This is a genomic window from Aminobacter sp. P9b (assembly GCF_045345995.1).
GTDB lineage: Bacteria > Pseudomonadota > Alphaproteobacteria > Rhizobiales > Rhizobiaceae > Aminobacter > Aminobacter niigataensis.
In genome coordinates, this window is the sequence record NZ_CP150082.1 from 4,786,794 (window position 1) to 4,807,609 (window position 20,816).

The 20,816-nt window shown below is 64.2% G+C and carries 21 protein-coding genes; 8 read left to right on the top strand and 13 right to left on the bottom strand.

The features are described from left to right. Positions 1-73: 73 nt before the first annotated feature. Positions 74-1,186: a TRAP transporter substrate-binding protein gene (locus WHT83_RS23535; RefSeq protein WP_108607010.1), complete on the bottom strand. Its 1,113-nt coding sequence runs from the start codon at positions 1,184-1,186 to the stop codon at positions 74-76. A gap of 298 nt (positions 1,187-1,484) precedes the next feature. Here WHT83_RS23535 and WHT83_RS23540 point away from each other — a divergent pair, with 298 nt between their 5' ends. After that, positions 1,485-2,258: a gamma-glutamyl-gamma-aminobutyrate hydrolase family protein gene (locus WHT83_RS23540; RefSeq protein WP_406872532.1), complete on the top strand. Its 774-nt coding sequence runs from the start codon at positions 1,485-1,487 to the stop codon at positions 2,256-2,258. Positions 2,259-2,293: 35 nt separating this feature from the next. Here WHT83_RS23540 and WHT83_RS23545 read toward each other — a convergent pair whose 3' ends face one another. The 4 genes from WHT83_RS23545 to WHT83_RS23560 form a co-directional block, all read right to left on the bottom strand. Beyond that, on the bottom strand, positions 2,294-3,328 hold the full coding sequence (locus WHT83_RS23545; protein WP_108607008.1) for a LacI family DNA-binding transcriptional regulator: 1,035 nt from the start codon (positions 3,326-3,328) through the stop codon (positions 2,294-2,296). Between the two features lie 64 nt (positions 3,329-3,392). Next, entirely contained in the window at positions 3,393-4,331 is a 939-nt protein-coding gene (locus WHT83_RS23550) for a DMT family transporter (protein WP_108609744.1), read from the bottom strand. A 94-nt stretch (positions 4,332-4,425) separates the two neighbouring features. Then, positions 4,426-4,938 carry a MarR family winged helix-turn-helix transcriptional regulator gene (locus WHT83_RS23555; RefSeq protein ID WP_183264494.1) on the bottom strand — a complete coding sequence of 171 codons (513 nt, stop codon included), beginning with the start codon at positions 4,936-4,938 and terminating at the stop codon, positions 4,426-4,428. 197 nt (positions 4,939-5,135) lie between these two features. After that, a complete protein-coding gene (locus tag WHT83_RS23560) occupies positions 5,136-5,870 on the bottom strand; it encodes an intradiol ring-cleavage dioxygenase (RefSeq protein ID WP_406872533.1) in 735 nt (244 codons plus the stop codon). 182 nt (positions 5,871-6,052) lie between these two features. On the opposite strand from WHT83_RS23560, the gene WHT83_RS23565 reads away from it, so the two are divergent. Then, positions 6,053-7,135 (top strand): GTP-binding protein, encoded by a 1,083-nt coding sequence (locus WHT83_RS23565; RefSeq protein ID WP_108607005.1) that lies wholly within the window; start codon positions 6,053-6,055, stop codon positions 7,133-7,135. Between the two features lie 164 nt (positions 7,136-7,299). Further along, a complete protein-coding gene (locus tag WHT83_RS23570) occupies positions 7,300-8,274 on the top strand; it encodes a WD40 repeat domain-containing protein (RefSeq protein ID WP_406872534.1) in 975 nt (324 codons plus the stop codon). A gap of 60 nt (positions 8,275-8,334) precedes the next feature. On the opposite strand, the gene WHT83_RS23575 is transcribed toward WHT83_RS23570, so the two are convergent. Next, the gene (locus tag WHT83_RS23575) at positions 8,335-8,787 is read right to left on the bottom strand and encodes a hypothetical protein (protein ID WP_108607003.1); all 453 of its coding nucleotides are present in this window, start codon (positions 8,785-8,787) and stop codon (positions 8,335-8,337) included. Positions 8,788-8,860: 73 nt separating this feature from the next. Here WHT83_RS23575 and WHT83_RS23580 point away from each other — a divergent pair, with 73 nt between their 5' ends. Continuing rightward, a complete protein-coding gene (locus tag WHT83_RS23580; protein ID WP_108609743.1) occupies positions 8,861-9,292 on the top strand; it encodes a MarR family winged helix-turn-helix transcriptional regulator in 432 nt (143 codons plus the stop codon). Between the two features lie 23 nt (positions 9,293-9,315). Here WHT83_RS23580 and WHT83_RS23585 read toward each other — a convergent pair whose 3' ends face one another. Beyond that, on the bottom strand, positions 9,316-9,675 hold the full coding sequence (locus WHT83_RS23585) for a hypothetical protein (protein WP_318763777.1): 360 nt from the start codon (positions 9,673-9,675) through the stop codon (positions 9,316-9,318). A gap of 245 nt (positions 9,676-9,920) precedes the next feature. Between WHT83_RS23585 and WHT83_RS23590 the strand changes: the two genes are divergently transcribed. Next, on the top strand, positions 9,921-11,306 hold the full coding sequence (locus WHT83_RS23590) for an aspartate aminotransferase family protein (protein ID WP_406872535.1): 1,386 nt from the start codon (positions 9,921-9,923) through the stop codon (positions 11,304-11,306). A gap of 30 nt (positions 11,307-11,336) precedes the next feature. Continuing rightward, on the top strand, positions 11,337-12,725 hold the full coding sequence (locus WHT83_RS23595) for a glutamine synthetase family protein (protein ID WP_406872536.1): 1,389 nt from the start codon (positions 11,337-11,339) through the stop codon (positions 12,723-12,725). Between the two features lie 17 nt (positions 12,726-12,742). Here the strand turns inward: WHT83_RS23595 and WHT83_RS23600 are convergent, their stop codons facing one another. Together WHT83_RS23600 and WHT83_RS23605 are read right to left on the bottom strand one after the other, a co-directional pair. Further along, positions 12,743-13,036 carry an addiction module antidote protein gene (locus tag WHT83_RS23600; RefSeq protein WP_406872537.1) on the bottom strand — a complete coding sequence of 98 codons (294 nt, stop codon included), beginning with the start codon at positions 13,034-13,036 and terminating at the stop codon, positions 12,743-12,745. Between the two features lie 2 nt (positions 13,037-13,038). Further along, positions 13,039-13,326 carry a type II toxin-antitoxin system RelE/ParE family toxin gene (locus WHT83_RS23605; RefSeq protein ID WP_406872538.1) on the bottom strand — a complete coding sequence of 96 codons (288 nt, stop codon included), beginning with the start codon at positions 13,324-13,326 and terminating at the stop codon, positions 13,039-13,041. A 196-nt stretch (positions 13,327-13,522) separates the two neighbouring features. Between WHT83_RS23605 and WHT83_RS23610 the strand changes: the two genes are divergently transcribed. Both WHT83_RS23610 and WHT83_RS23615 read left to right on the top strand, forming a co-directional pair. After that, complete coding sequence (locus tag WHT83_RS23610; RefSeq protein ID WP_406872539.1) at positions 13,523-14,758, top strand: putative DNA modification/repair radical SAM protein; 1,236 nt, start codon at positions 13,523-13,525, stop codon at positions 14,756-14,758. Beyond that, positions 14,758-16,218: a UdgX family uracil-DNA binding protein gene (locus WHT83_RS23615; RefSeq protein WP_406872540.1), complete on the top strand. Its 1,461-nt coding sequence runs from the start codon at positions 14,758-14,760 to the stop codon at positions 16,216-16,218. Before WHT83_RS23610 ends, WHT83_RS23615 begins: the two co-directional genes overlap by 1 nt. Before the next feature lies 1 nt (position 16,219). On the opposite strand, the gene WHT83_RS23620 is transcribed toward WHT83_RS23615, so the two are convergent. The 4 genes from WHT83_RS23620 to WHT83_RS23635 all read right to left on the bottom strand — a co-directional run bounded on the left by WHT83_RS23620 (position 16,220) and on the right by WHT83_RS23635 (position 20,777). Then, entirely contained in the window at positions 16,220-17,485 is a 1,266-nt protein-coding gene (locus tag WHT83_RS23620) for a glycerate kinase (RefSeq protein WP_406872541.1), read from the bottom strand. Positions 17,486-17,503: 18 nt separating this feature from the next. Beyond that, positions 17,504-18,010, bottom strand: a complete 507-nt coding sequence (locus tag WHT83_RS23625) for a heme-degrading domain-containing protein (RefSeq protein WP_183264503.1) — start codon at positions 18,008-18,010, stop codon at positions 17,504-17,506. 57 nt (positions 18,011-18,067) lie between these two features. After that, a complete protein-coding gene (gene guaD, locus WHT83_RS23630) occupies positions 18,068-19,387 on the bottom strand; it encodes a guanine deaminase (protein ID WP_406872542.1) in 1,320 nt (439 codons plus the stop codon). A gap of 169 nt (positions 19,388-19,556) precedes the next feature. Then, positions 19,557-20,777: a urate hydroxylase PuuD gene (locus WHT83_RS23635; protein ID WP_108606996.1), complete on the bottom strand. Its 1,221-nt coding sequence runs from the start codon at positions 20,775-20,777 to the stop codon at positions 19,557-19,559. Positions 20,778-20,816 lie beyond the last annotated feature (39 nt).

Consider the following 20,816-nt stretch of genomic DNA (forward strand, 5'->3'; position numbering starts at 1 on the left):
TTCCGGCCTTGGCCGCTGGCAAAGAAAAACCCCGGGGCGGCGCCCCGGGGTTTCTTCGCGAGTAGCGATCAGCTCAGAGTTTGCCGCCGCGCTGCTGTACCATCATGAAGGTGTCGTAGTTGTATTCGGCGACCTGCATGTTGAGGTAGTAATCCTTGCGGAAGGCCTTGATCGATTCCCAGGTCTTCTTGAATGTGGCGTTGCCCGCCTCGATCTCGGCATAGGTCTGGTTTGCCGCGTCGAAGGATGCCGACATGATCTCGGGGCTGAACGGACGCAGTTGGGCGCCGGCCGCAACGAGGCGTTTCAGAGCGGCCGTATTGAGCCAGTCGTAGGCGGAAAGCATGTTCGCGTCCGCCGCCTGGCAGGCCACCTTCAGCACCGACTGGTACTGCTTCGGCAGTTCCTCGAACTTGGCCTTGTTGAACAAGGAGTGCACGGTCGGACCGCCTTCCCACCAGCCGGGGTAGTAGTAGAACGGCGCGACCTTCACGAAGCCGAGCTTTTCGTCGTCGAACGGGCCGACGAATTCAGCAGCATCGATCGTGCCCTTTTCCAGGGCCGGGTAGATGTCGCCGCCAGCGAGCTGCTGGGGAACGACGCCGAGGCGTTCGAGCACCTTGCCGGCAAACCCGCCGACGCGGAACTTGAGGCCCTGGAGATCGGCGACCGTGTTGATCTCCTTGCGGAACCAGCCGCCCATCTGGACGCCGGTGTTGCCGCTAGGGAAGCCGACGATGCCCTGCGTTCCCAGGAACTCATTGAAGAGATCGATGCCGCCGCCCTGATAGTGCCATGCGTTGATGCCGCGCGCGTTGAGCGAGAAGGGCACCGCCGAGCCGAGCGCCCAGGTCGGGTCCTTGCCCCAGAAATAGTAGCAGACCGTATGCGCGGCCTCGATCGTGCCGGCCGTTACAGCGTCTGCGACCTGCAGTGCGGGAACGATTTCGCCCGCAGCGAAAACCTGAATCTGAAAATTGCCGTCCGTGACTTCCGACACATACTTTGAAAGCGTCAGTGCCCCGCCGAAGATCGTGTCCGAAAGCGACTTCGGGAACGACGAGGCCAGGCGCCACGTAACCTTGGGATTGGACTGGGCAATTGCCGGTGCTGCAAGCGTCGCGGCAGCCGCCGCTGCCCCGACGCCGGTCGCGCCGGCCTTCCTGATAAATGAACGGCGATCCATCAAATTCCTCCCATGCTGAACCGAAAGAACCTATGCGACGCTGAGGAAATTGTTGGCCTCCCCCCACTACGCGCCAGCGACAATACACGGCGAAGGGTGCGAGTAAAGCGCGCCCGGCCGGGCACTCGAAGTTTGGCCTAGGAAAACGCTGCGGCAGCCCAAGCATCTAAAACTATAGTCTAATCCCGATTTCGCGACGCATGACAGGCATGCAAACTTGTGTTGGAAAAGAGCCTTCGGATCGCCTATTTTATGGGCAAGGAAACCGCATGCTTCCCACAAGGATCTGAACCTCATCATGCACCAGCCGCTTGTCGCCGTGTCGACCGATGTCCGCCAGTTCGATAACTACACTTGGCATGCGGCGCCCCAGCAATATCTGGAGGCGGCGATATCGGGCGCCGGCGTACTGCCGCTTCTTGTGCCGTCGTTCGGCGACCGGCTCGACTTCGACGAACTCCTGTCGTCTGTCGATGGCGTCATGCTGACCGGCTCCAAGTCGAACGTCGACCCGCGCCTTTACGGCGAGGAAGCGACCGAAGCCAACGGCCCCTACGACCCGGCGCGCGACTCAACCACCATGCCGCTGATCCGCAGGGCGATCGAGCGCGGCGTGCCGCTGCTCGCCATCTGCCGTGGCATCCAGGAACTCAACGTCGCTCTCGGCGGCAGCCTCGCCACCGAGATCCAGGAGCGCGAAGGCTCGATGGATCACCGCGCCCCGGTGAGCGACATCCAGGACGAGCGTTTCGCCATCCGTCAGACGGTCACCATCAAGCCCGGCAGCTGCCTGGCGGGCGTGTTCGGCCCCGGCGACATCATGGTCAATTCTGTGCACCGCCAGGCGGTCGAACGGCTCGGCCCGAAATTGCAGGTCGAGGCGGTGGCGCCGGACGGCACGGTGGAGGCGGTGTCCGTGCGCGACTCGCGCGCCTTCGCCGTCGGCGTGCAGTGGCACCCGGAATACTGGGTCGGCACCGACGACGTCTCGCAGCGCATCTTCAAGGCGTTCGGCGATGCCGTTCGCGCCCATGCCGTCGCTCGTCATGCGGCAAGGACGGCTGCTGAGTAAGTTCTACGCCCCGGGACGACTGTCCTGGCCGGTTTTCAAGTCCGCTCTTTGGGCTTTCCGGTCGACTGCCGGACGTGCAGCTCCGGCTTGATCAGTTCCTGCGATGGCCGCACCGACTGGCCGTTGAGCTTGTCGAGCAGCGCACTCGCGGCGCGGCGGCCGACCTCGCGCTGGCCGTTCCACACCGTGGTCAGCGCCGGCGTTGCGATCTGCGCTTCCTCGAGGTCGTCATAGCCGGTGACCGAAACGTCGATGCCAGGCACGAGCCCGGCGCGAGCGATGCCGTTCATCAGGCCGATGGCGACGAGATCGTTCCAGCAGCAGGCGGCGGTCGGCTTGTCCTTGAGCGCCAGGAATTGCCCGGCCGCCTCGAAACCGCCCTGCTTGGTGCGCGGACCGGCGATGCGCCACGACGGCAGCACTTCGAGCCCGGCCGCCTCCATCGCGTTGACATAACCCTGGTAGCGGTGACGGCCGGTCGAGGTCTGGTCGGTGCCGCCGATCATGGCGATGCGCTTGTGCCCGAGCGAAATGAGATGATTGGTGGCAAGCGCGGTGCCATAGGCGTCGTCTCCACGGAACACCGGCACTTCCGCGCCCTCGACCGAACGCGCGATGAGTACGGCGGGTAGGCCGTTTTCCTCGGCCATGATGATGTCTTCGGCCGGCGTGCCGATGGCTGGCGACATGATCACGCCGTCGGCGCCGAGCTGCAGCAGCGTGTCGACGAAGGTGCGCTGCTTTTCGAGGTCGTCGTAGTGGTTTGAAAGGATAAAGGTCTGCCGGCTGCGGTCGAGCTCGCTCTCGATGGAGCGCAGTATCTCGGCGTAGAACGGGTTCATGATGTCGTGGACGACGACGCCGACGATGCCGGAACGCGAGGTGCGCAAGCTGGCGGCGCGGCGATTGTAGATATAGCCGATCTCGCGGGCGTGCTGCTTGATGCGGTCGCGGGTGGCGTCGGCGACGAGCGGGCTGTCCCGCAGCGCAAGCGACACGGTAGCGGTCGACACACCCAGCGCGTCGGCAATCGTCGAAAGCTTGATCTTCTGAGCCAGCGGGCCCTCCATCCGCAAGCGTGAACGGACGGTCTTTTAAACCGTTTAAAGCCGTATGCCATTGTTCAACGGCAAATCAAAGCTTTTTTGCCAGCTCCTCGGCTTCCGCATTGGGCGCGGCACGGTTCTTGACCCGCAACTTGTGCTCGCGGTGGATGATGTAGAGGCCGCTGGCAACGATGATCGCAGCCCCCGCGAGGGTGTAGCGGTCAGGCAACTGGTCGAAGACCAGCCAGCCGAGGATGATCATCCACACCATCTGCAGATAGGGATAGGGCGCAAGCGCCGTGGCTGTGGCGCGCTGATAGGCCTTGATCAGCAGCCAGTGGCCGAACCCGCCGAAGACTCCCAGGCCGAACAGCACCAGCCAGTCATAGAGATGGGCGGGCATCGAACCTGCCAGCGGCAGCGCCGGCAGCATGAAGATGGCGGGCACGACAGCCGAATAGAGGATCAGGCTCTCCGCCGTTTCGCGGCTGCCCATCTGCCGGGTCATAATGGTGTAGAGCGACGAACTCAGCATGGCGCAGATCGAAAACAGGTGGCCGATGCCGAAGCCGCCGAAACCCGGCCGGGTGATGACGATCACGCCGATGAACCCGACCGAGACGGCAAGCCAGCGCCGCCAGCCGGCCCACTCGCCGAGCAGCGGCCCGGCAAGCGCGGTGATGACCATCGGGCTGGCGAAATTGATCGACACCGTTTCGGCGAGTTGCAGTGTCTGCAGCGCCATGAAGTTGAAGATGGTCGAGCCGAACATGAACACGGCGCGCAGTATCTGCAGCCAGATGTTCTGCGGCACCAGGCGCTCTGGCCGCCGCCACGCCTTGAACAGCACCATGACGAGCATTGCATGGACCGCAAATCGCACCCAGGTGACGAAAGGCGCGGCCATGCCCGACGTCACCAGGTGCTTGGCGCTGGTGTCGAGGAAGGAAAAGACCAGGCCCGACGCGAATATCAGCAGGATCGCCGATGACGGCGTTGCAGTTTCTGCTGGTTTTTCAGGAGTCACGCTGGCAGGCCGGATGGAACGGAGGATCACTCGCTATTGCGCCAATAGGCGCCGCCCGGCAAGGCAAAACTCGTGTCTGCAGGCGACGAAGCGCCTATTCCGCCGCTTCGGCTTCCGCTTCTGGCTCCACCTCGGCCGTACCCTCGACATCGGCAGCCGCCTCTTCGTCGATGATCGTCAGGTCCGACAGATTGGCCTCGATGCGCAGGAGAAGCTTGGACAACTGCTTCAGATCCTTCTTGTCGAAGCCCTTGAGCGCCTGCTTTTCGGTCTTCTTGACCGACTTTTCGATGGCGCGGATGGCATCTTGGCCGGTTTCTGTGAGGAAAATGTGGGCCTGGCGGGCGTCGGTGTCCGAAGCGCGCTTTTCAAGAAAACCCTGCGCCTGCAGCCGGTTGATGGTCTTGGTGATCGTCGGCGGACGCACGCCCAGCCGCGAGGCGAGCTGGCCGGGGGTCTGGCCATCGTCGTCGTGCAGCGACAGCATGATCTGGTCCTGGCCGGCATAGAATCCGTGGGCAAGGAGCCGTGCGGCAAGCGAGGTGCGCGCCAGCCTGGCCACTTGGTGAAGCCGGCTCATCGCCGCGCCTTTGTTGGACTTGGACATCCGCCTCTCCTGCGCCACGCCCCCGTGCCGTACTGGCCGAGAATAGTTGCTGCGTAGCCCTTGGCAATCGACAGTGCGGGAGATTGTTGCCGTCTCACTTTGCCGGCAACCGACCTTCCGCATGAGCGCTATTGCCAGACGGATGTTACAGTTCGATGACAGATACCGTTCGCCGGCAAATTTCCGGGCAACGCAGCCTACGCTGCTCTTTTCACCGCGATGATCATCAGCGCCTCGTAGGCGGCAGCAGCCTCGCGCACCGCACTTTGCACGCCCTGGCCGGCGCGACGCAGGATGCCGTCGTCGGCATTCATCGTATCGCGCTCCCCGCTGCGCTGGTTGTAGGGCGCGACGGCGGTGAAAATGTGCTCGCTGAGATCGTCGGGAAAGAACATCTGGCCGGTCATCGCCCTGCCTTCGCTCGGAAACGCCTTGAAATGGATATGCGTGGTGCGGCCGCGATACCAGCCGGGATAGATGGTCTTGAAGGTGACGATGCCGTCCCTGCCGGTACGCTGCCAGCCGCGCAGGAATTTTTCGCCCGTGGTGTCGACGTCGCGGCCGTCGCCCTGGCGGGGATAGCCGGAGTAGTGGCCGGTCGCATCGCAATGCCAGAGGTCGACGCGGGCGCCCTCGATCGGCATGCAGGCCTCGTCGACGACCTGCAGGCGCACGGTGAGCGCAACGCCCTGCCTGCCTTCGGTGATCTCGGCGCGCTCCAGCGCCGGATCGAAATAATAGGGACCTTCGGTCGTTTCCGGCGTGATCGAGCAGACACCGGCCTCGGGCATCAGTAACGAGGCTCCGGATGCCGGGAAAGCCTGCTGCGCAAACAGCTGGACCGGCATCAGCGCGCTGCCGCTCGCGGTCACTGCGATGAGGCCAAGCGCCCGGCGGCGGCTCAGTCTGCTGGGAAAAGATGCTTTCGGCATCGATGCTGTCTCCGAAAATGGGGCGGCAAGCCCTTGCCCAACCGTCAATCTAGGCACGTCCCGGCCACCGTCCCAATGAAACTTCCGTAATGTGCGCAACGCGCCGCCTTGATGCCGTTTGAGACGTGCAAAAGCGTCTCCGGCATCCTATATGGAGCCTCTATTCGATCCCGAGGACGACCATGACCGAAGCTCAGACCCAAATCCCCGTCACCGTACTGACCGGCTATCTCGGCTCGGGCAAGACGACCCTGCTCAACCGCATCCTGTCGGAAAACCACGGCAAACGTTATGCGGTCATCGTCAACGAATTCGGCGAGATCGGCATCGACAACGACCTGATCGTGGAATCCGACGAGGAAATCTACGAGATGAACAATGGCTGCGTCTGCTGCACCGTGCGCGGCGACCTGATCCGCGTCGTCGAAGGCCTGATGCGCCGCCCCGGGCGCTTCGACGCCATCGTCGTCGAGACCACCGGCCTTGCCGACCCGGTCCCCGTCGCCCAGACCTTCTTCATGGACGAGGACGTTCGTTCCAAGACCAAGCTCGACGCCGTCGTCGCCCTGGTCGACGCCAAGCACCTGCCGCTCCGCCTCAAGGATTCTCGCGAGGCCGAGGACCAGATCGCTTTCGCCGACGTCGTCGTGCTCAACAAGACCGATCTTGTGAACGAGGATGAACTGCGCCAGGTCGAAGCCGCCATCCGCGCCATCAATCCTTCGGCCAGGATCCATCGCACCACCCGCGCCGGCGTGGCCCTCGACCAGGTGCTCGACCGCGGCGCCTTCGACCTCAAGCGCGTGCTGGCGGACGACCCGCATTTCCTCGACGCCCACGATCATGACCACGACCACGATCATGAGTGCGGCCCGGATTGCGGACACGACCATCACCACCACGATCATGACCATCATCACCATGATCACGACCACCACGACCATGGCGCGGTGTCGCCGATCCATGACGTGACGGTGCAGTCGGTGTCGCTGCGCGGTGGCGAGATGGATTCCAAGAAGTTCTTCCCCTGGATCGAGAAGATCACCCAGATGGAAGGTCCCAACATCCTGCGCCTCAAGGGCATCATCGCCATCAAGGACGACCCGGACCGCTATGTCATCCAGGGCGTGCACATGATCATCGAGGGCGACCACCAGCGCGCCTGGAAGGACGACGAGAAGCACGAGAGCCGGCTGGTGTTCATCGGCCGCGAGCTCGACGCCGAGCGCCTCAAGCGCAGCTTCGAGGCCTGCCAGGCGGCTTAAGCGCCAACGTGTCCACGGAATACCCTGCCCCTCATCCGCCTGACGTTACCTTCTCCCCGTAAGCGGGGAGAAGGACCAAGCGGCAACGCCGACGCCCCCTCGCCCCGTTTACGGGGAGAGGGTAAGGGTGAGGGGCAGCATAAATCTCGAATGGAATAGTCTCTATGCCCACAGTCGCGCCGCTTGATCTCGATGGCCATTGCATCGCAGCCGCCTTCCTCGACAACATTCCGTTTTTCGCGCTCGCCGACGGCATGGTGCACTGGCTCGACCACGGCCAGAAGTCGATCAGGCTGCATGACGGCCTGCTGTCGGCGACGACCAACGCCGGCAACGATATGCTGATCACTGGCGGCGAGGACGGCAAGGTGATGTCGCTAAGCTCGTCAGGCACCGCTGAAGAACTCGCCAGCGCCGGCAAGAAATGGGTGACCTCTGTCGCCTCGGGACCGCAGGGCGCCGTCGCTTATGCCAGCGGCCGCAATGCCTGGGTGCGCTTCGCCGACGGCAAGACCAAGGAATTCACCCATCCGCGCTCGGTCGAAGGCATCGCGTTTTCACCTAAGGGCATGCGCATCGGCGTCGCCCGCTACAATGGCGCGACGCTGCATTTCCCCGCCGCCGACGGCACCCCGACCGAGTTGCAATGGGACGGCGCGCATACCGGCATCACCTTTTCGCCCGATGGCGCCTTCCTAGTCACCACGATGCAGGAAAACGCCCTGCATGGCTGGAAGCTGGTCGACGCCAAGCACATGCGCATGACCGGCTATCCCGCCAAGGTGAAAAGCCTGTCGTGGAGCGCCAAGGGCAAGTGGCTGGCGAGTTCCGGCGCGCCCGCGGCCATCGTCTGGCCGTTCACCGGCAAGGATGGCCCGATGGGCAAGGCGCCGCTGGAGCTAGGCACGCGCGGCAACACCATGGTGACGACGGTTTGCTGCCATCCGAGCGAGGACATCGTCGCCATCGGCTACGACGACGGCATGGTGATGGCTGTGCGTTTCGCCGATGCCAAGGAAGTGCTGTTGCGCCGCCCCGGCAAGGGCGCGATCACGGCAATGACCTGGGACAAGGACGAACGCCGCCTCGCCTTCGGCAGTGCCGCCGGCGACTGCGGCGTCATCGACATCGCGGGCTAGAGCAATTCCAGGAAGAGTGTGAACCGGTTTTCCGTCCGGATTGCGTCAAACGCTCTAAATTCAGCCTGCGCGTACCGCCCTGGCCGGCTTGCGGCGCAGCGCCAGGCCGTCGCGCATGTTGAGCGACAGGAGCGTTATGTTGGCGGCGCCGGCCGCCAGTTCGAGCGCCTGGACGGCGAAGAAGGCCGCATCGAATCGGCCAGTTTCGGCCCAGCCGGCGAGCACATAGGCCGACGGCAGGAGTACCAGAAGGCCGTTGGCGGCGACGATGCGCATCCGGCGCTTCTTCTGCTGCACCACCGGGCTCTTCCAGCCCCTGCCGAGCGAGAAGCCCGAGGCGCCGGCCACCATCATGGCCGGGATCAACACCACCATGCCGGCAAGTATGGCCGCCTTGACCGCGGCTATGGTTTCGGCGCTGCCGGTGAGTTCGGCCGCGGCCGTGGCAATCCAGAAGCAGGTGATCGTGAGCAAGGCGACCGCACCGGCCGCCGCATGGAGCTTCGCTTTCATCGTCGAGCCTCCGATTTGGATAGCAAGCTATATATCATTGCATAGCATGCTATTCAACAGCTATCTCTCAACCATGGCTTTCCAGAAAGAACGCTCGGCCGGCTATCTCGCAAACCAGATGGCGCGCCTGTTCGCCAAGGGCCTGCACGAGCGTATCCGCCCCCTCGGGCTGGCGCCGGCGCAGTTCATGACGCTGCTGGCGTTGTGGGACGAGGACGGGATTTCTCAGAGCGAACTGGTGCGGCGCCTCGACGTCGAACAGGCCACCATGGCCAACACGTTGACCAGGATGGAGCGCGACGGGCTGATCGAGCGGCGCGCCAACCCCGACGATGGACGCTCGCAGGCCATCCACCTGACGCCGACGGCGAAAGCGCTGCGTGATCCCGCAACCCAGGCCGCCCGCGCGCAGAACGAGACAGCGCTCGCCGATTTCTCCGAAGGCGAACGCCAGGCATTCCTGGCGCTGATGCGGCGTGCCATCGCCGCCATGCACAAGGGTTGATTCGGGAGAGGCGTTTCGCTGGCCTATTCGACCAGGCAGGTCGCGCGGCCGGTGAAGTTATAGGTCTTGCCGTCGCCGCCGGCAGCGCCCGTCATGTCGAAGACGGTGACAGAATACTGGCCGATATAGTCGCCCTCGTCGCCCGACCTTGTCCTGATCGTCACCTCGACATAGCCGTGCGGCTTGTCGCCGACGCGCTCGCGGTAGACCACCATGCGCAGCTCTTCGCCGTCGAGCCAGTATTGCGCGAGGTGCTCGCGCTCGAAGGTGATCTTGCGCAGGTCCGCCTCGACCGCCTTGTTGGCGATTTCGATCTGGCCGCGAAAATCGAAGACCGGACTGCCCATGCCGCGAGTGACGCCACTCTCGATGGTCAGTTTCACTGCCTCATCCTTGGCACCGCATGAAAGCCCGCCAGAGGCAACGGCCGGGCCCGCTGCAAGCAGGATCGACATAAGCGTCATCATAACACGCATCAGCATCCACCCCCAAAGCACAGTGTCATGATCGCCGATGCGCCGGGATGGTCAAGGGCCGCGGGACTGCGCCAATCGACGCCGTGCGCACGGCCAATTGCCGTTTCGCGTCGGCTCTGGCTAGAGTGGCGCCCGTCTTTCCAATGGGAGCCATGATGAACCGCATCGAACGACCTGATGCCACCGAAGGCGGCGTAGCACTTTCTCGCATATCGGAGCTTGCTGCCGCCGAGGCCGAAATCTTCATCAGGGCGCGGCCGAAATCGCAAGCCTCCCTCGGCAACGGCGTGGCGGGCTTCTTCGGCGGCGTTCCGATGCACTGGATGAAGGACTGGCCGACGCCCTTCCCGATTCTCGTCGACAAGGCGAGCGGTGCTACCATCACCGACGCAGACGGCAACAGGCTGGCAGATTTCTGCCTTGGCGACACCGGCTCGATGTTCGGCCACTCCCCTGCCCCGGTCGCCCGCGCCATCCGCCGCCAGGCGAGCCGCGGCCTGACCTACATGCTGCCGTCGGAGGATTCGCTGACGCTCGGCCTGCTGCTCGCCGAGCGCTTCGGTCTGCCGCACTGGCAGATCGCCACCACAGCCACCGACGCCAACCGCTTCGCCCTGCGCGTCGCCCGCGCCGTCACCGGCCGCGACAAGATCCTGGTGTTCAACGGCTGCTACCATGGCGCCGTCGACGAGACGATGGTGCGGCTGGACAGCGGCAAGCCGATCAACCGCCCCGGCCTCGCGGGCGAATTCCGCGACCTCACCGCCCGCACCCGTATCGTCGAGTTCAACGACCTGCCGGCCCTGGAGAAGGCGCTGAGCCATGGCGACGTCGCCTGCGTCATATCAGAGCCGGTGCTGACCAACTCCTGTATGGTGCTGCCCGAACCCGGCTTCCTCGAAGGCGTGCGCGCGCTCACCCGCAAGGCCGGCACGCTGCTGCTCATCGACGAGACCCACACCATCTCGACCGGCCCGGGCGGCTACACCAGGAAACACAACCTCGACCCCGACCTGTTCGTGCTCGGCAAGCCCCTCGCCGGCGGCGTGCCGGCGAGCGTCTGGGGCATGAGCGAGCAGGTCGCGGCCCGCTACGCTGCCTACAACAGCACCAAGCAGCCGGGCTATTCCGGCATGGGCACGACGCTGTCGGCCAATCCCCTGCAGTTCGCGGCGATGCGCGCCACGCTCGAAGAGGTCATGACCGAGGCCAACTACGCCCACATGGAGACGCTGGCCGAACGGCTGGCCACCGGCCTCGACAAGGCCATCCGAAAACACAAGCTGCCTTGGCACGTGATGCGCGTCGGCGCCCGTGTCGAGTTCATCTGCGCTCCCGGCCCGCTGCGCAATGGCGGTGAGGCCGAGCATGCGCACGCCTCGCGGCTCGAAGCCGCCATGCATGTGGCGTTGGTCAATCGCGGCGTGCTGATCGCGCCGTTCCACAACATGATGCTGGTCTCGCCGGTCACCACGGCACGTCAGGTCGACAGGCTGGTTGCGGCTTTCGGCGATATTGCCGCCACGCTTGCCGCATGAGACAAGGCATCAGGACAATTGAGTAAGATCATGACATCTCCTTCCGGCTCGAGCATCGACGAGGCCAGGGCCTTCCTCGACGCCAATCCCGACATCGAAGCCTTCGACATCGTGCTGACCGACGCCAATGGCGTCGGCCGCGGCAAGATCATCCGCCGCCACGAGTTGATGGGGCTCTACGAGGGCGGGCGGCACCTGCCGATCTCGATCCTTGGCCTCGACATCACCGGCGAGGACGTGCACGAAACCGGGCTGATCTGGGATTCCGGCGACGGCGACCTCAGGGCGTGGCCAATCCCGGGCACGCTGAAGCCGATGCATGGCACGAGCCCTGCACGCGGCCAGCTTTTGATGTCGATGTACCATCTCGACGGCGCGCCGATGACCTCGGACCCCAGGCTCGCGCTGCAGCGCCAGGTCGACAAGTTCGCGGCACAGGGCTTGCATCCGGCCGGTGCCTTCGAGCTCGAGTTCTTCCTGCTGTCCAACGAACGCGACGGGGACGGCAAGGTCCAGCCAGCACGCGCCGTGCTCGATGGCCGCGCCTCGGGCAAGACCGAGGTCTATTCGGTCGACCATCTGCACGGCATGGAGCCGCTGTTCTCCGACATCTATGCCGCGGCCAAGCTGCAGGGCATTCCGGCGGAAACCGTCATTTCGGAATACGCGCCGGGCCAGTACGAACTCACCTTGCGCTACCGCAAGGACGTGATGCAGGCCGCCGACGACCTGATCATGCTGAAGCGCATCGTCCGCATGCAGGCGCGCCGCCACGGCGTGACCGCATGCTTCATGGCCAAGCCGATCGAGAAATATGCCGGCTCTGGCATGCATTTCCACGCCTCGCTGCTCGACAGCAACGGCACCAACGTATTCACCGAAGCCAAGGAAGGCGAATGGCAGCCGAAGCTGCTGCACGCGCTCGGCGGCCTCGCCGACACCATGGCGGAGTCGATGCTGGTGTTTGCCCCGCACGCCAACTCCTGGCGCCGCTTCGTGTCGCAGTCCTACGCGCCGGTGGCGCCGACCTGGGGCGTCAACAACCGCTCGGTGGCGCTGCGCGTGCCTGCGGGCGACGCCAGGAACCGCCGCATCGAACACCGCCCCTCAGGTGTCGACGCCAATCCGTATCTGGTCGCAGCAACCATCCTCGCCGGCATCTCCAAGGGCTTGGAAGAACAGCTCGACCCCGGCCCCGAGACGTCAGGCAATGGCTATGAGCAGGCCGAAGGCAGCGAAAGCGTGATGCCGCCGGACTGGCGCACCGCGATCGAGGCGGCGAAGCGCTCGGAGTTCCTGCGCGAAGCGCTCGGCCACGACCTGCACCGCACCTTCACGGCAATCAAGGAAGCCGAGTACCTGCGCGTTGCCCGCACGGTGAGCGAGTTGGACTACCACCTCTATTTGCACGAGGTTTGAGGGCGGATAGCAGCCGGCTAGGACTTTGGCGCCGGCTGTATCGTCACGGTCAGACCGAGACTCCTGACGACGCCGAGCAGCGTCGTCAGTCGCGGGTCACCGTCGGCGCTGAGGGCTTTGTAAAGGCCTTCACGCGTTACTCCGGCATCCTTTGCAACTTGGCTCATGCCACGAGCACGGGCCACCACACCAAGTGCGTGCGCAATGTAAGCCGCGTCACCAGTCTCAAAAGCATCGGAAAGCAACTCAGCCTGCGATTCAGGCGTGTCGAGATAGGATGCCGCGTCGAATGGAGTGGTCTTAAGGGCCATACTCAAACCTCCTTGGCCAGTTCCAAAGCGCGCTTGATGTCGCGCGCCTGGCTGGATTTGTCGCCGCCACATAGCAGAATGATCAGTATCCTTCCGCACTGCACGAAATAGACCCGATAGCCGGGACCGAAGTCCACGCGCAATTCGCCGATGCCATCGAAGAATTTGACATCGCCAAACAGACCGGCCTCGAGCCGAACCACGCGTTGGGCGACCTTGCGCCGGGCCGCCAAGTCCCGAAGCCCATCAATCCAGTCTCGGAATGTGTCGGTCTGACGGACCTCGAACATGCGTGAACTATAATTCACAGTCGCCTGGGAGTCAATGCTGATGTAAACTATCGTTCACAGCGTTGATCGCTTTCAAGCCGCTAGACAGTTTTGCCACGCCAAGATCGAGCTTTGCTGATCTTATGTTCCAATCACATTTCGCTGCCCTGCAGCAAAGACTCTGGCCTTATCGGTCGAAAGAACATACCATGAACAAATGCCCATTCTTTCCACCCACGAGAAACTCGCGATCCTCTCCGACGCAGCGAAATACGACGCCTCCTGCGCCTCGTCGGGCGCCGGCGGGCGCGACTCGCTGGCGTCGCGCGGCATCGGCTCGACCGAAGGCATGGGCATCTGCCACTCCTATGCGCCCGACGGCCGCTGCATCTCGCTGCTCAAGATCCTGCTGACCAATTTCTGCATCTACGACTGCAGCTATTGCATCAACCGCTCGTCCTCCAATGTCCGCCGCGCCCGCTTCACGGTCGACGAGGTGGTGCGGCTGACCATGGACTTCTACAAGCGCAACTATATTGAGGGGCTGTTCCTGTCCTCCGGCGTCATCCGCTCGCCCGACGAGACCATGGGCGAGATGGTGGAGGTGGCACGGCGGCTTAGGCTCGACGAGAAGTTCGGCGGCTACATCCATCTCAAGACGATCCCGGAAGCCTCTGCCGAGCTGGTCGAGAAGGCCGGCCTCTATGCCGATCGCCTGTCGATCAATGTCGAGCTGCCGACCGACGAGGGCGTGAAACGACTGGCGCCGGAGAAGCGGCCCGAGACGATTCGTGTCTCGATGGCCAGGTTGCGCTCGAAGATCGAGGAAAAGGCGGAACCGACGGTGAGAACCAAGAAGCGCGAACGGTTCGCACCCGGTGGCCAGTCGACCCAGATGATCATCGGCGCTGACGCCACGCCCGACGCCGGCATCCTCATGACCAGCGCCCGGCTCTATGGCAGCTATCAGCTGCGCCGCGTCTATTACTCGGCCTTCAGCCCGATCCCCGATGCCTCGTCGGCGCTGCCGCTGAAAAGGCCGCCGCTGATGCGCGAACACCGGCTCTACCAGGCCGACTGGCTGATGCGCTTTTACGGCTTCGACCAAGGCGAGATTCTCGACGGCACGACGGACGGCATGCTCGACCTGGAAATCGACCCCAAGCTCGCCTGGGCCCTTCGTAACCGCGCTTTGTTTCCGGTCGACGTCAACCGAGCCGAAAGGGAGACGCTGCTGCGCATTCCCGGGCTCGGCACGCGGGTGGTCAAGCGCATCCTAGAGACACGCCGCTTCCAGCGACTGCGCCTCGAGGACATCGGCAGGCTTTGCCAGTCCATCGCCAAGGTCCGTCCGTTCATCGTCGCCGAAGGCTGGTCGCCCGGTGCATCGACCGATGCCGCGCGCCTGCGCGAGACGGTGGCGCCGCAACCTCGGCAACTGGCGCTGTTCTGATGGCCATCCAGCCCGCATTCGCGCTTGCCGCCCACAGCGTGCGCCTCGCCAGCCCGGCAGATTTCGACGGCTGGCGCGATGCGGCGCGCCGGCTGGCCCTCAACGAGGTGAAGCCCGAGGATATCGAATGGCATATCGAAGGCGCGGGAGGTACCGGCACGGGCTTACCACCAGCGCCCGTGGGCGTGGAACTGCGGGTTGCCAAGGACTTCATCGACCGCGCGGCAGCCGTCGCCTGCCACAGCCACAGTGAGCGCTTCGCCCTGCTCTATCGCCTGCTGTGGCGGCAGCGCCAGGAACCGCATTTGCTCCGGATCGCCGCGGACCCCGACGTGCGCCGCTTCGAGGCGATGGAGAAATCGGTTCGGCGCGACGAGCACAAGATGCATGCCTTCGTCCGCTTCCGGAAGATCGGCGACGGCAATAGTGAGCGCTTCGTAGCCTGGTTCGAGCCCGACCACTTCATCCTCGAACGTGCCTCCTCGTTCTTCGTGCGCCGCTTCACCGGCATGCACTGGGCAATCCTCACGCCGCATGCTTCGGCAGAATGGAATCGCGAAAGGTTAGCGCTTGGACCCGGCGCATCAAAGGACGATGCCCCCACCGCAGACCAATCGGAAGATATGTGGCGGACCTATTTCGCCAGCATCTTCAATCCCGCCCGCCTCAAGGTGAAGGCGATGCAATCGGAGATGCCGAAGAAATACTGGCGGAACCTTCCCGAGGCCTCGCTCATTCCCGGTTTGGTGGCCGGCGCCGACCGGGCCGCCAGGGAGATGATCGCGAGGATGCCGACGATGCCAGCTCCGCATCACCAGGCGATACAGGCCAGGCATTGGCCGGCTGCGGAAGTACCGACGGAGACTGAGGCTCAATCCATCGATGCCCTGCGCCAGCAGGCGAGCCAGTGCCGGCGCTGCCCGCTGTGGAGCGAAGCGACCCAGACGGTATTCGGCGAAGGCCCCGACGATGCCGAACTGGTGTTTGTCGGCGAGCAGCCCGGCGACCAGGAGGATCTTCAAGGCCGGCCCTTCGTCGGCCCCGCCGGCAAGATCTTCGACGCGGTACTTCAGGAAACCGGCATCGACCGCACGGCGGTTTACGTTACCAATGCCGTCAAGCACTTCAAGTTCGAACCGCGCGGCAAGCGCCGCATCCACAGCAGGCCGAATGCCGGCGAGGTGCAGGCCTGTCGCTGGTGGCTGGCGCAGGAACTCAAGCTGCTGAAACCTCGGCTGGTGGTGGCGCTCGGCGCCACCGCGGCCCACTCACTGCTGGAGGCATCGGTGGCGATCACCAGGCAGCGCGGCCAGACAATCACCCGCGACGACGGCCTCGCCGTATTCCTGACGATCCACCCTTCCTACATTCTGCGCATCCGCGAAGCGGAACAAGCCGCGGCGGAGCGTGCCCGCTTTGCCGAGGACATCAGGACGGTGCGCGCGATGATGGCTGCCTGATCTATCTGACCAGGATCGCCCTGAGATCGTTAACGTTCGTGCCGGTCGGCCCGGGGACAAAAAGATCGCCCACCGCGTTGAACGCCGTCCAGGCGTTGTTGCCGGCGAGCATCGCCTTGGCATCGACGCCTTCGCCGTGCATCCGCGCCACGGTCGAGCCGTCGGCGAAGGCACCGGCATTGTCTTCCGAGCCGTCGATGCCGTCGGTATCGGCGGCCAGCGCGTCGATGCCCTGAAGCCCGTCAATGCCTATGGCGAAGGCGAGCAGGAATTCGCTGTTGCGGCCGCCCTTGCCTTTTGCGCGCAGCGTGACCGTGGTCTCGCCGCCCGACAGGATCAGCACCGGCTTTCGGAACGGACGGTTGCGCACGGCGACCTCGCGGGCGATCGCGGCATGCACGCCACCAACTTCGCGCGCCTCGCCTTCGATCGCATCGGACAGGATCACCGTTTCAACCCCGAGCTTGCGGGCCGCTGCGGCGGCCGCGTCGAGCGACACGGCGGCCGAGGCGATGACATGCACCTCGTTGCGGGCAAAGCGCGGATCGGAGGGCTGGGGAGCGTCGGCGGCTGCCGAGTTGATGTGGGCCATGACGTTGGCCGGCAGCGCGATCCTGTAGGTCTCGATCATCCTGAGCGCGTCGGCGCGCGAGGCCTCGTCGGGCACCGTCGGCCCCGATGCAACCAGCGCCGGGTTGTCGCCTGGGATGTCCGACACCACCAGCGAGACCACGCGCGCCGGATAGGCTGCGGCGGCGAGCCTGCCGCCCTTGATGCCGGAGATGTGCTTGCGGATGGTGTTCATCGCCGAGATCGGCGCGCCCGAGGCAAGCAGCGCCTCGTTGACGGCAATCTCGTCGGCAAGCGTCAGGCTGCCTGCCGGCGATGGCAGCAGCGCCGAACCGCCACCCGAGACCAGGGCCACGACGAGGTCGTCCTCGGACAGGCCCGAGACCGTCTCGAGCAGGAGCTTGGCGGCCTCAAGGCCGTTGGCATCGGGTACCGGATGCGAAGCCTCGATGATCTTGATGCGCTTGCAGGGTGCCGCAAATCCGTAGCGCGTGACGACGACACCTTCCAGCGGGCCTTCCCATGCCTTTTCGAAGGCGGCGGCCATCTGCGCCGAGCCTTTGCCGGCACCGATGACGATGGTGCGGCCCTTGGGCTTTTCAGGCAGATGGCGGCGGATGGTGAGTTCCGCGTCGGCGGCCGCGACAGCGGCCTCGAAAATGCTGGTGAGAAACTGCTTCGGGTCGGTCATGGCCATCGGTACGCTCAAACTCTCTCAGCTGCTCGAAACGGGGGACAAGGCAAGCTCGTCGCCGGGAATGCCAAGGTGGGCGCAGAGTGCCGCGACCACCACCTCATGATCCTGACGCTCGGGCAGGCCCGAAACGGCAATGGCGCCTACGACGCCAACGCCTTTGACGCGGATCGGAAAGCCGCCGCCGGCCAGCACATAGTCGTCGATCGGCAGCGCATCGCCGACGGGAAAGGTACGGTCCGTCCGCGACTTTTGCAGCACCATGCGATAGCTGCTGCGGTGGAAGGTCCTGACGACGTTGATCTTGCGCCGCGCCCATTCGGTATTGTTGACCGTCGAGCCGGGCAGCGCGCAGTAGAACAGTGCGCGGTCCCACAGGCGAATGTCGACGATGATGGGGAAGTTTTCCGACAGGCCGCGCGCCCGGATGGCCGCGCCGATGTCGAACGCCACGGCCTCGTCGAAGCGCTCGAAGACCAGTCGGTCCTCCTGCTCGGCGATCTTGTCCAGATCCTCGGCTGCTGCCATCGTCCGTTCCTCCATCAGACACGGCTCACATGGCAGACACAGGCGGAGGACGCAAGGTCAGGCGGCTTGATCCATCGTCGTCTTGGCGGCTTTGCCCGCGACATAAACCTCCACCACGGCGCGGTCGTCGCCCAGCGTTTGCAGCAGGAACAGCTCTTCGGCCAGTGTGCCGGTGCGTTCCATCCTCAGCCGCATGCCCGGCGTGGCGCGCGCATTGAGCACCACGATGTCGGCGTCGGTGCCGACTTCGAGGGTACCCACCTTGTCCGAAATCGACAGCGATTCGGCATTGCCGCGCGTCAGCTGCCAGTAGGAGGCCAGCGGGTTGAGCTTCTCGCCATTGAGCGCGATGACCTTGTAGGCCTCGTCCATCGTGCGCAGCATCGAATAGTTGGTACCGCCGCCGACGTCGGTTGCGGTGGCGATGCGCAGCGGCTTGTCGCGCTTGCGATAGCGCTGGTAGTCGAACAGGCCCGAGCCGAGGAACAGGTTGGAGGTGGGGCAGAACACCGCGATCGAGCCATGGTCGGAAATCGAGTCGGATTCGCGCTCGCCGAGATGGATGCAGTGGCCGAGCAGCGTGCGTTTGCCGAGCAGGCCGTAGTGTTCGTAGACGTCGGTGTAGTCGCGCGACCAGGGATAGAGCTCCTGGGTGAAGGCGATCTCGGCGTGGTTTTCCGATAGGTGCGTCTGGATGTGCAGGTCTGGATGCTCGCGCGCCAGCTGGCCGGCCATCTCCATCTGCTCGGGCGTCGACGTGATGGCGAAGCGCGGCGTGATGGCATAATGCTGGCGGCCCTTGCCGTGCCACTCGGCAATCAGCGCCTTGGTGTCGTCATAGCTCGCCTGCGGCGTGTCGAGCACGCCATCCGGCGCGTTGCGGTCCATCATCACCTTGCCGGCGATGTTGAGCATGTTGCGGTCGTGCGATTCGGCGAAGAACGCCTCGGCCGACTGCTTGTGCACGGAGCAATAGGCAGCGACCGTCGTCGTGCCGTGGCGCACCATCTCGTCAAGGAACAGCCGCGCGATACGGCGGCCGTGCTGGGCATCGATAAAGCGTGTTTCCTCGGGGAACGTGTATTTGTTCAGCCATTCCAGTAGCTCGGCGCCATAGGCGGCGATGATCTGCATCTGCGGGATGTGGACATGGGCGTCGATGAAGCCGGGCAGGATCAGGTGCGGCCGATGGTCGATGACCTTGACGTCGCCGCCGGCCTGGGCCGCGACCTGGGCATAGGCGCCGACAGCGGCGATCTTGCCGTCGCGCATCAGCACCCCACCGTCTTCCTCATAGGCATAGGACGCATGGTCGTCGGCGCTGTCGGGCCAGCGCAGGAAGGACAAGGTACGGCCGCGAAGAAGTGTGGTGGTCATGATCGGACTCTACAAGCTTTCTGGCGTGGCGAAACCGCGGCTGTCGCCGCGCGTCGAAATGGGCGCGATGACGCGCCCTGTACCTGCAATCTGCGTATCGCGGTCTTATTGCTGGAGCATGATCCTACCCGAAAACCGGGTTCCGTTTTTCGGGATCATGCACCAGGCGCTACTTCCGCGCCTGCTCGTACCAGGCAACCAGCAACGCCCGCTCTTCCGGCGTGATCTGGGTGACGTTTGCGGGCGGCATGGCGTGGCTGCGGCCGGCCTGCAGGTAGATCTCGCGGGCATGCTCGGCGATCGAATTGTCGGTCTCCAGCACCACGCCCTTGGGCGCATGATAGACGCCCTCGTAGGACGGCTCCTGGGCATGGCACATGGCGCAGCGGCCGAGCACGGTATCGCGCACCTTCGGAAACTGCGCCGCCGCGATATAGGGCTGGGTGGTGACGGAAGCGTTCTTGTCCTCGCCGGTCAGCACCTTCGGCACGGTCGACAGCCACATGATGACGATGAACAGCAGGCCGGCGACGAACCAGGTCCAGTGCGGATTGCCCTCGCGCTTGTGGATGGTGTTGAAGTAGTGGCGGATCAGCACGCCGATGATGAAGATCAACGAGGCGATGACCCAGTTGAACTCGGTGCCGAACGCCAGCGGATAGTGATTCGACAGCATCAGGAACACGACCGGCAGGGTCAGGTAGTTGTTGTGCGTCGAGCGCGTCTTGGCGATCTTGCCGTATTTCGGATCGGGCTTGCGGCCGGCGATGAGGTCGGCGACGACGATCTTCTGGTTCGGGATGATGGTCATGAAGACGTTGGCCGACATGATCGTCGCCGTGAAGGCGCCAAGATGCAGGAAGGCCGCGCGGCCGGTGAACAGCTGCGTGTAGCCCCAGCTCATGAACACCACGACGACATAGAGCACGATCATCAGCAGCGTGTCGTGATCGCCGAGCTTCGACTTGCACAGGAGGTCGTAGACCACCCAGCCAAGGCCGATCGAGGCGAGCGAAATGGCGATAGCCACCGGCGCCGACACGTCGAGCACATTGCGGTCGATCAGGAACAGCTCGGCACCGCCATAGTAGACGATCCAGAGCAGCGCGAAGCCCGACAGCCAGGTGGCATAGGATTCCCACTTGAACCAGGTCAGGTGCTCCGGCATCTGCGCCGGCGCCACCAGGTATTTCTGGATGTGGTAGAAGCCGCCGCCATGGACCTGCCATTCTTCGCCATGGGCGCCGACCGGCAGTCCGTCATGCTTCCTCAGCCCGAGATCGAGGGCGATGAAATAGAACGATGAGCCTATCCAGGCCATCGCGGTGACGACATGCAGCCACCGCACGGCGAAGCTTGCCCAGTCCATGAAAAATGCCAAGTCGTACATCCGCCGTCCCTTTTCCGCAGCAGCAGCAATCTTACGATG

Excerpts from the sequence above, each read along its gene's own strand:
- WHT83_RS23615 (WP_406872540.1), top strand. The coding sequence starts at position 14,758 with ATGGCCATCCAGCCCGCATTCGCGCTTGCCGCCCACAGCGTGCGCCTC.
- WHT83_RS23535 (WP_108607010.1), bottom strand. The coding sequence starts at position 1,186 with ATGGATCGCCGTTCATTTATCAGGAAGGCCGGCGCGACCGGCGTCGGG.
- WHT83_RS23600 (WP_406872537.1), bottom strand. The coding sequence starts at position 13,036 with ATGGCCCTTAAGACCACTCCATTCGACGCGGCATCCTATCTCGACACG.
- WHT83_RS23620 (WP_406872541.1), bottom strand. The coding sequence starts at position 17,485 with ATGGCCATGACCGACCCGAAGCAGTTTCTCACCAGCATTTTCGAGGCC.
- WHT83_RS23625 (WP_183264503.1), bottom strand. The coding sequence starts at position 18,010 with ATGGCAGCAGCCGAGGATCTGGACAAGATCGCCGAGCAGGAGGACCGA.
- WHT83_RS23595 (WP_406872536.1), top strand. The coding sequence starts at position 11,337 with ATGACATCTCCTTCCGGCTCGAGCATCGACGAGGCCAGGGCCTTCCTC.
- WHT83_RS23575 (WP_108607003.1), bottom strand. The coding sequence starts at position 8,787 with ATGAAAGCGAAGCTCCATGCGGCGGCCGGTGCGGTCGCCTTGCTCACG.
- WHT83_RS23555 (WP_183264494.1), bottom strand. The coding sequence starts at position 4,938 with ATGTCCAAGTCCAACAAAGGCGCGGCGATGAGCCGGCTTCACCAAGTG.
- WHT83_RS23580 (WP_108609743.1), top strand. The coding sequence starts at position 8,861 with ATGGCTTTCCAGAAAGAACGCTCGGCCGGCTATCTCGCAAACCAGATG.
- WHT83_RS23565 (WP_108607005.1), top strand. The coding sequence starts at position 6,053 with ATGACCGAAGCTCAGACCCAAATCCCCGTCACCGTACTGACCGGCTAT.
- WHT83_RS23610 (WP_406872539.1), top strand. The coding sequence starts at position 13,523 with ATGCCCATTCTTTCCACCCACGAGAAACTCGCGATCCTCTCCGACGCA.
- guaD (WP_406872542.1), bottom strand. The coding sequence starts at position 19,387 with ATGACCACCACACTTCTTCGCGGCCGTACCTTGTCCTTCCTGCGCTGG.
- WHT83_RS23590 (WP_406872535.1), top strand. The coding sequence starts at position 9,921 with ATGATGAACCGCATCGAACGACCTGATGCCACCGAAGGCGGCGTAGCA.
- WHT83_RS23545 (WP_108607008.1), bottom strand. The coding sequence starts at position 3,328 with ATGGAGGGCCCGCTGGCTCAGAAGATCAAGCTTTCGACGATTGCCGAC.
- WHT83_RS23605 (WP_406872538.1), bottom strand. The coding sequence starts at position 13,326 with ATGTTCGAGGTCCGTCAGACCGACACATTCCGAGACTGGATTGATGGG.
- WHT83_RS23635 (WP_108606996.1), bottom strand. The coding sequence starts at position 20,777 with ATGTACGACTTGGCATTTTTCATGGACTGGGCAAGCTTCGCCGTGCGG.
- WHT83_RS23540 (WP_406872532.1), top strand. The coding sequence starts at position 1,485 with ATGCACCAGCCGCTTGTCGCCGTGTCGACCGATGTCCGCCAGTTCGAT.
- WHT83_RS23560 (WP_406872533.1), bottom strand. The coding sequence starts at position 5,870 with ATGCCGAAAGCATCTTTTCCCAGCAGACTGAGCCGCCGCCGGGCGCTT.
- WHT83_RS23570 (WP_406872534.1), top strand. The coding sequence starts at position 7,300 with ATGCCCACAGTCGCGCCGCTTGATCTCGATGGCCATTGCATCGCAGCC.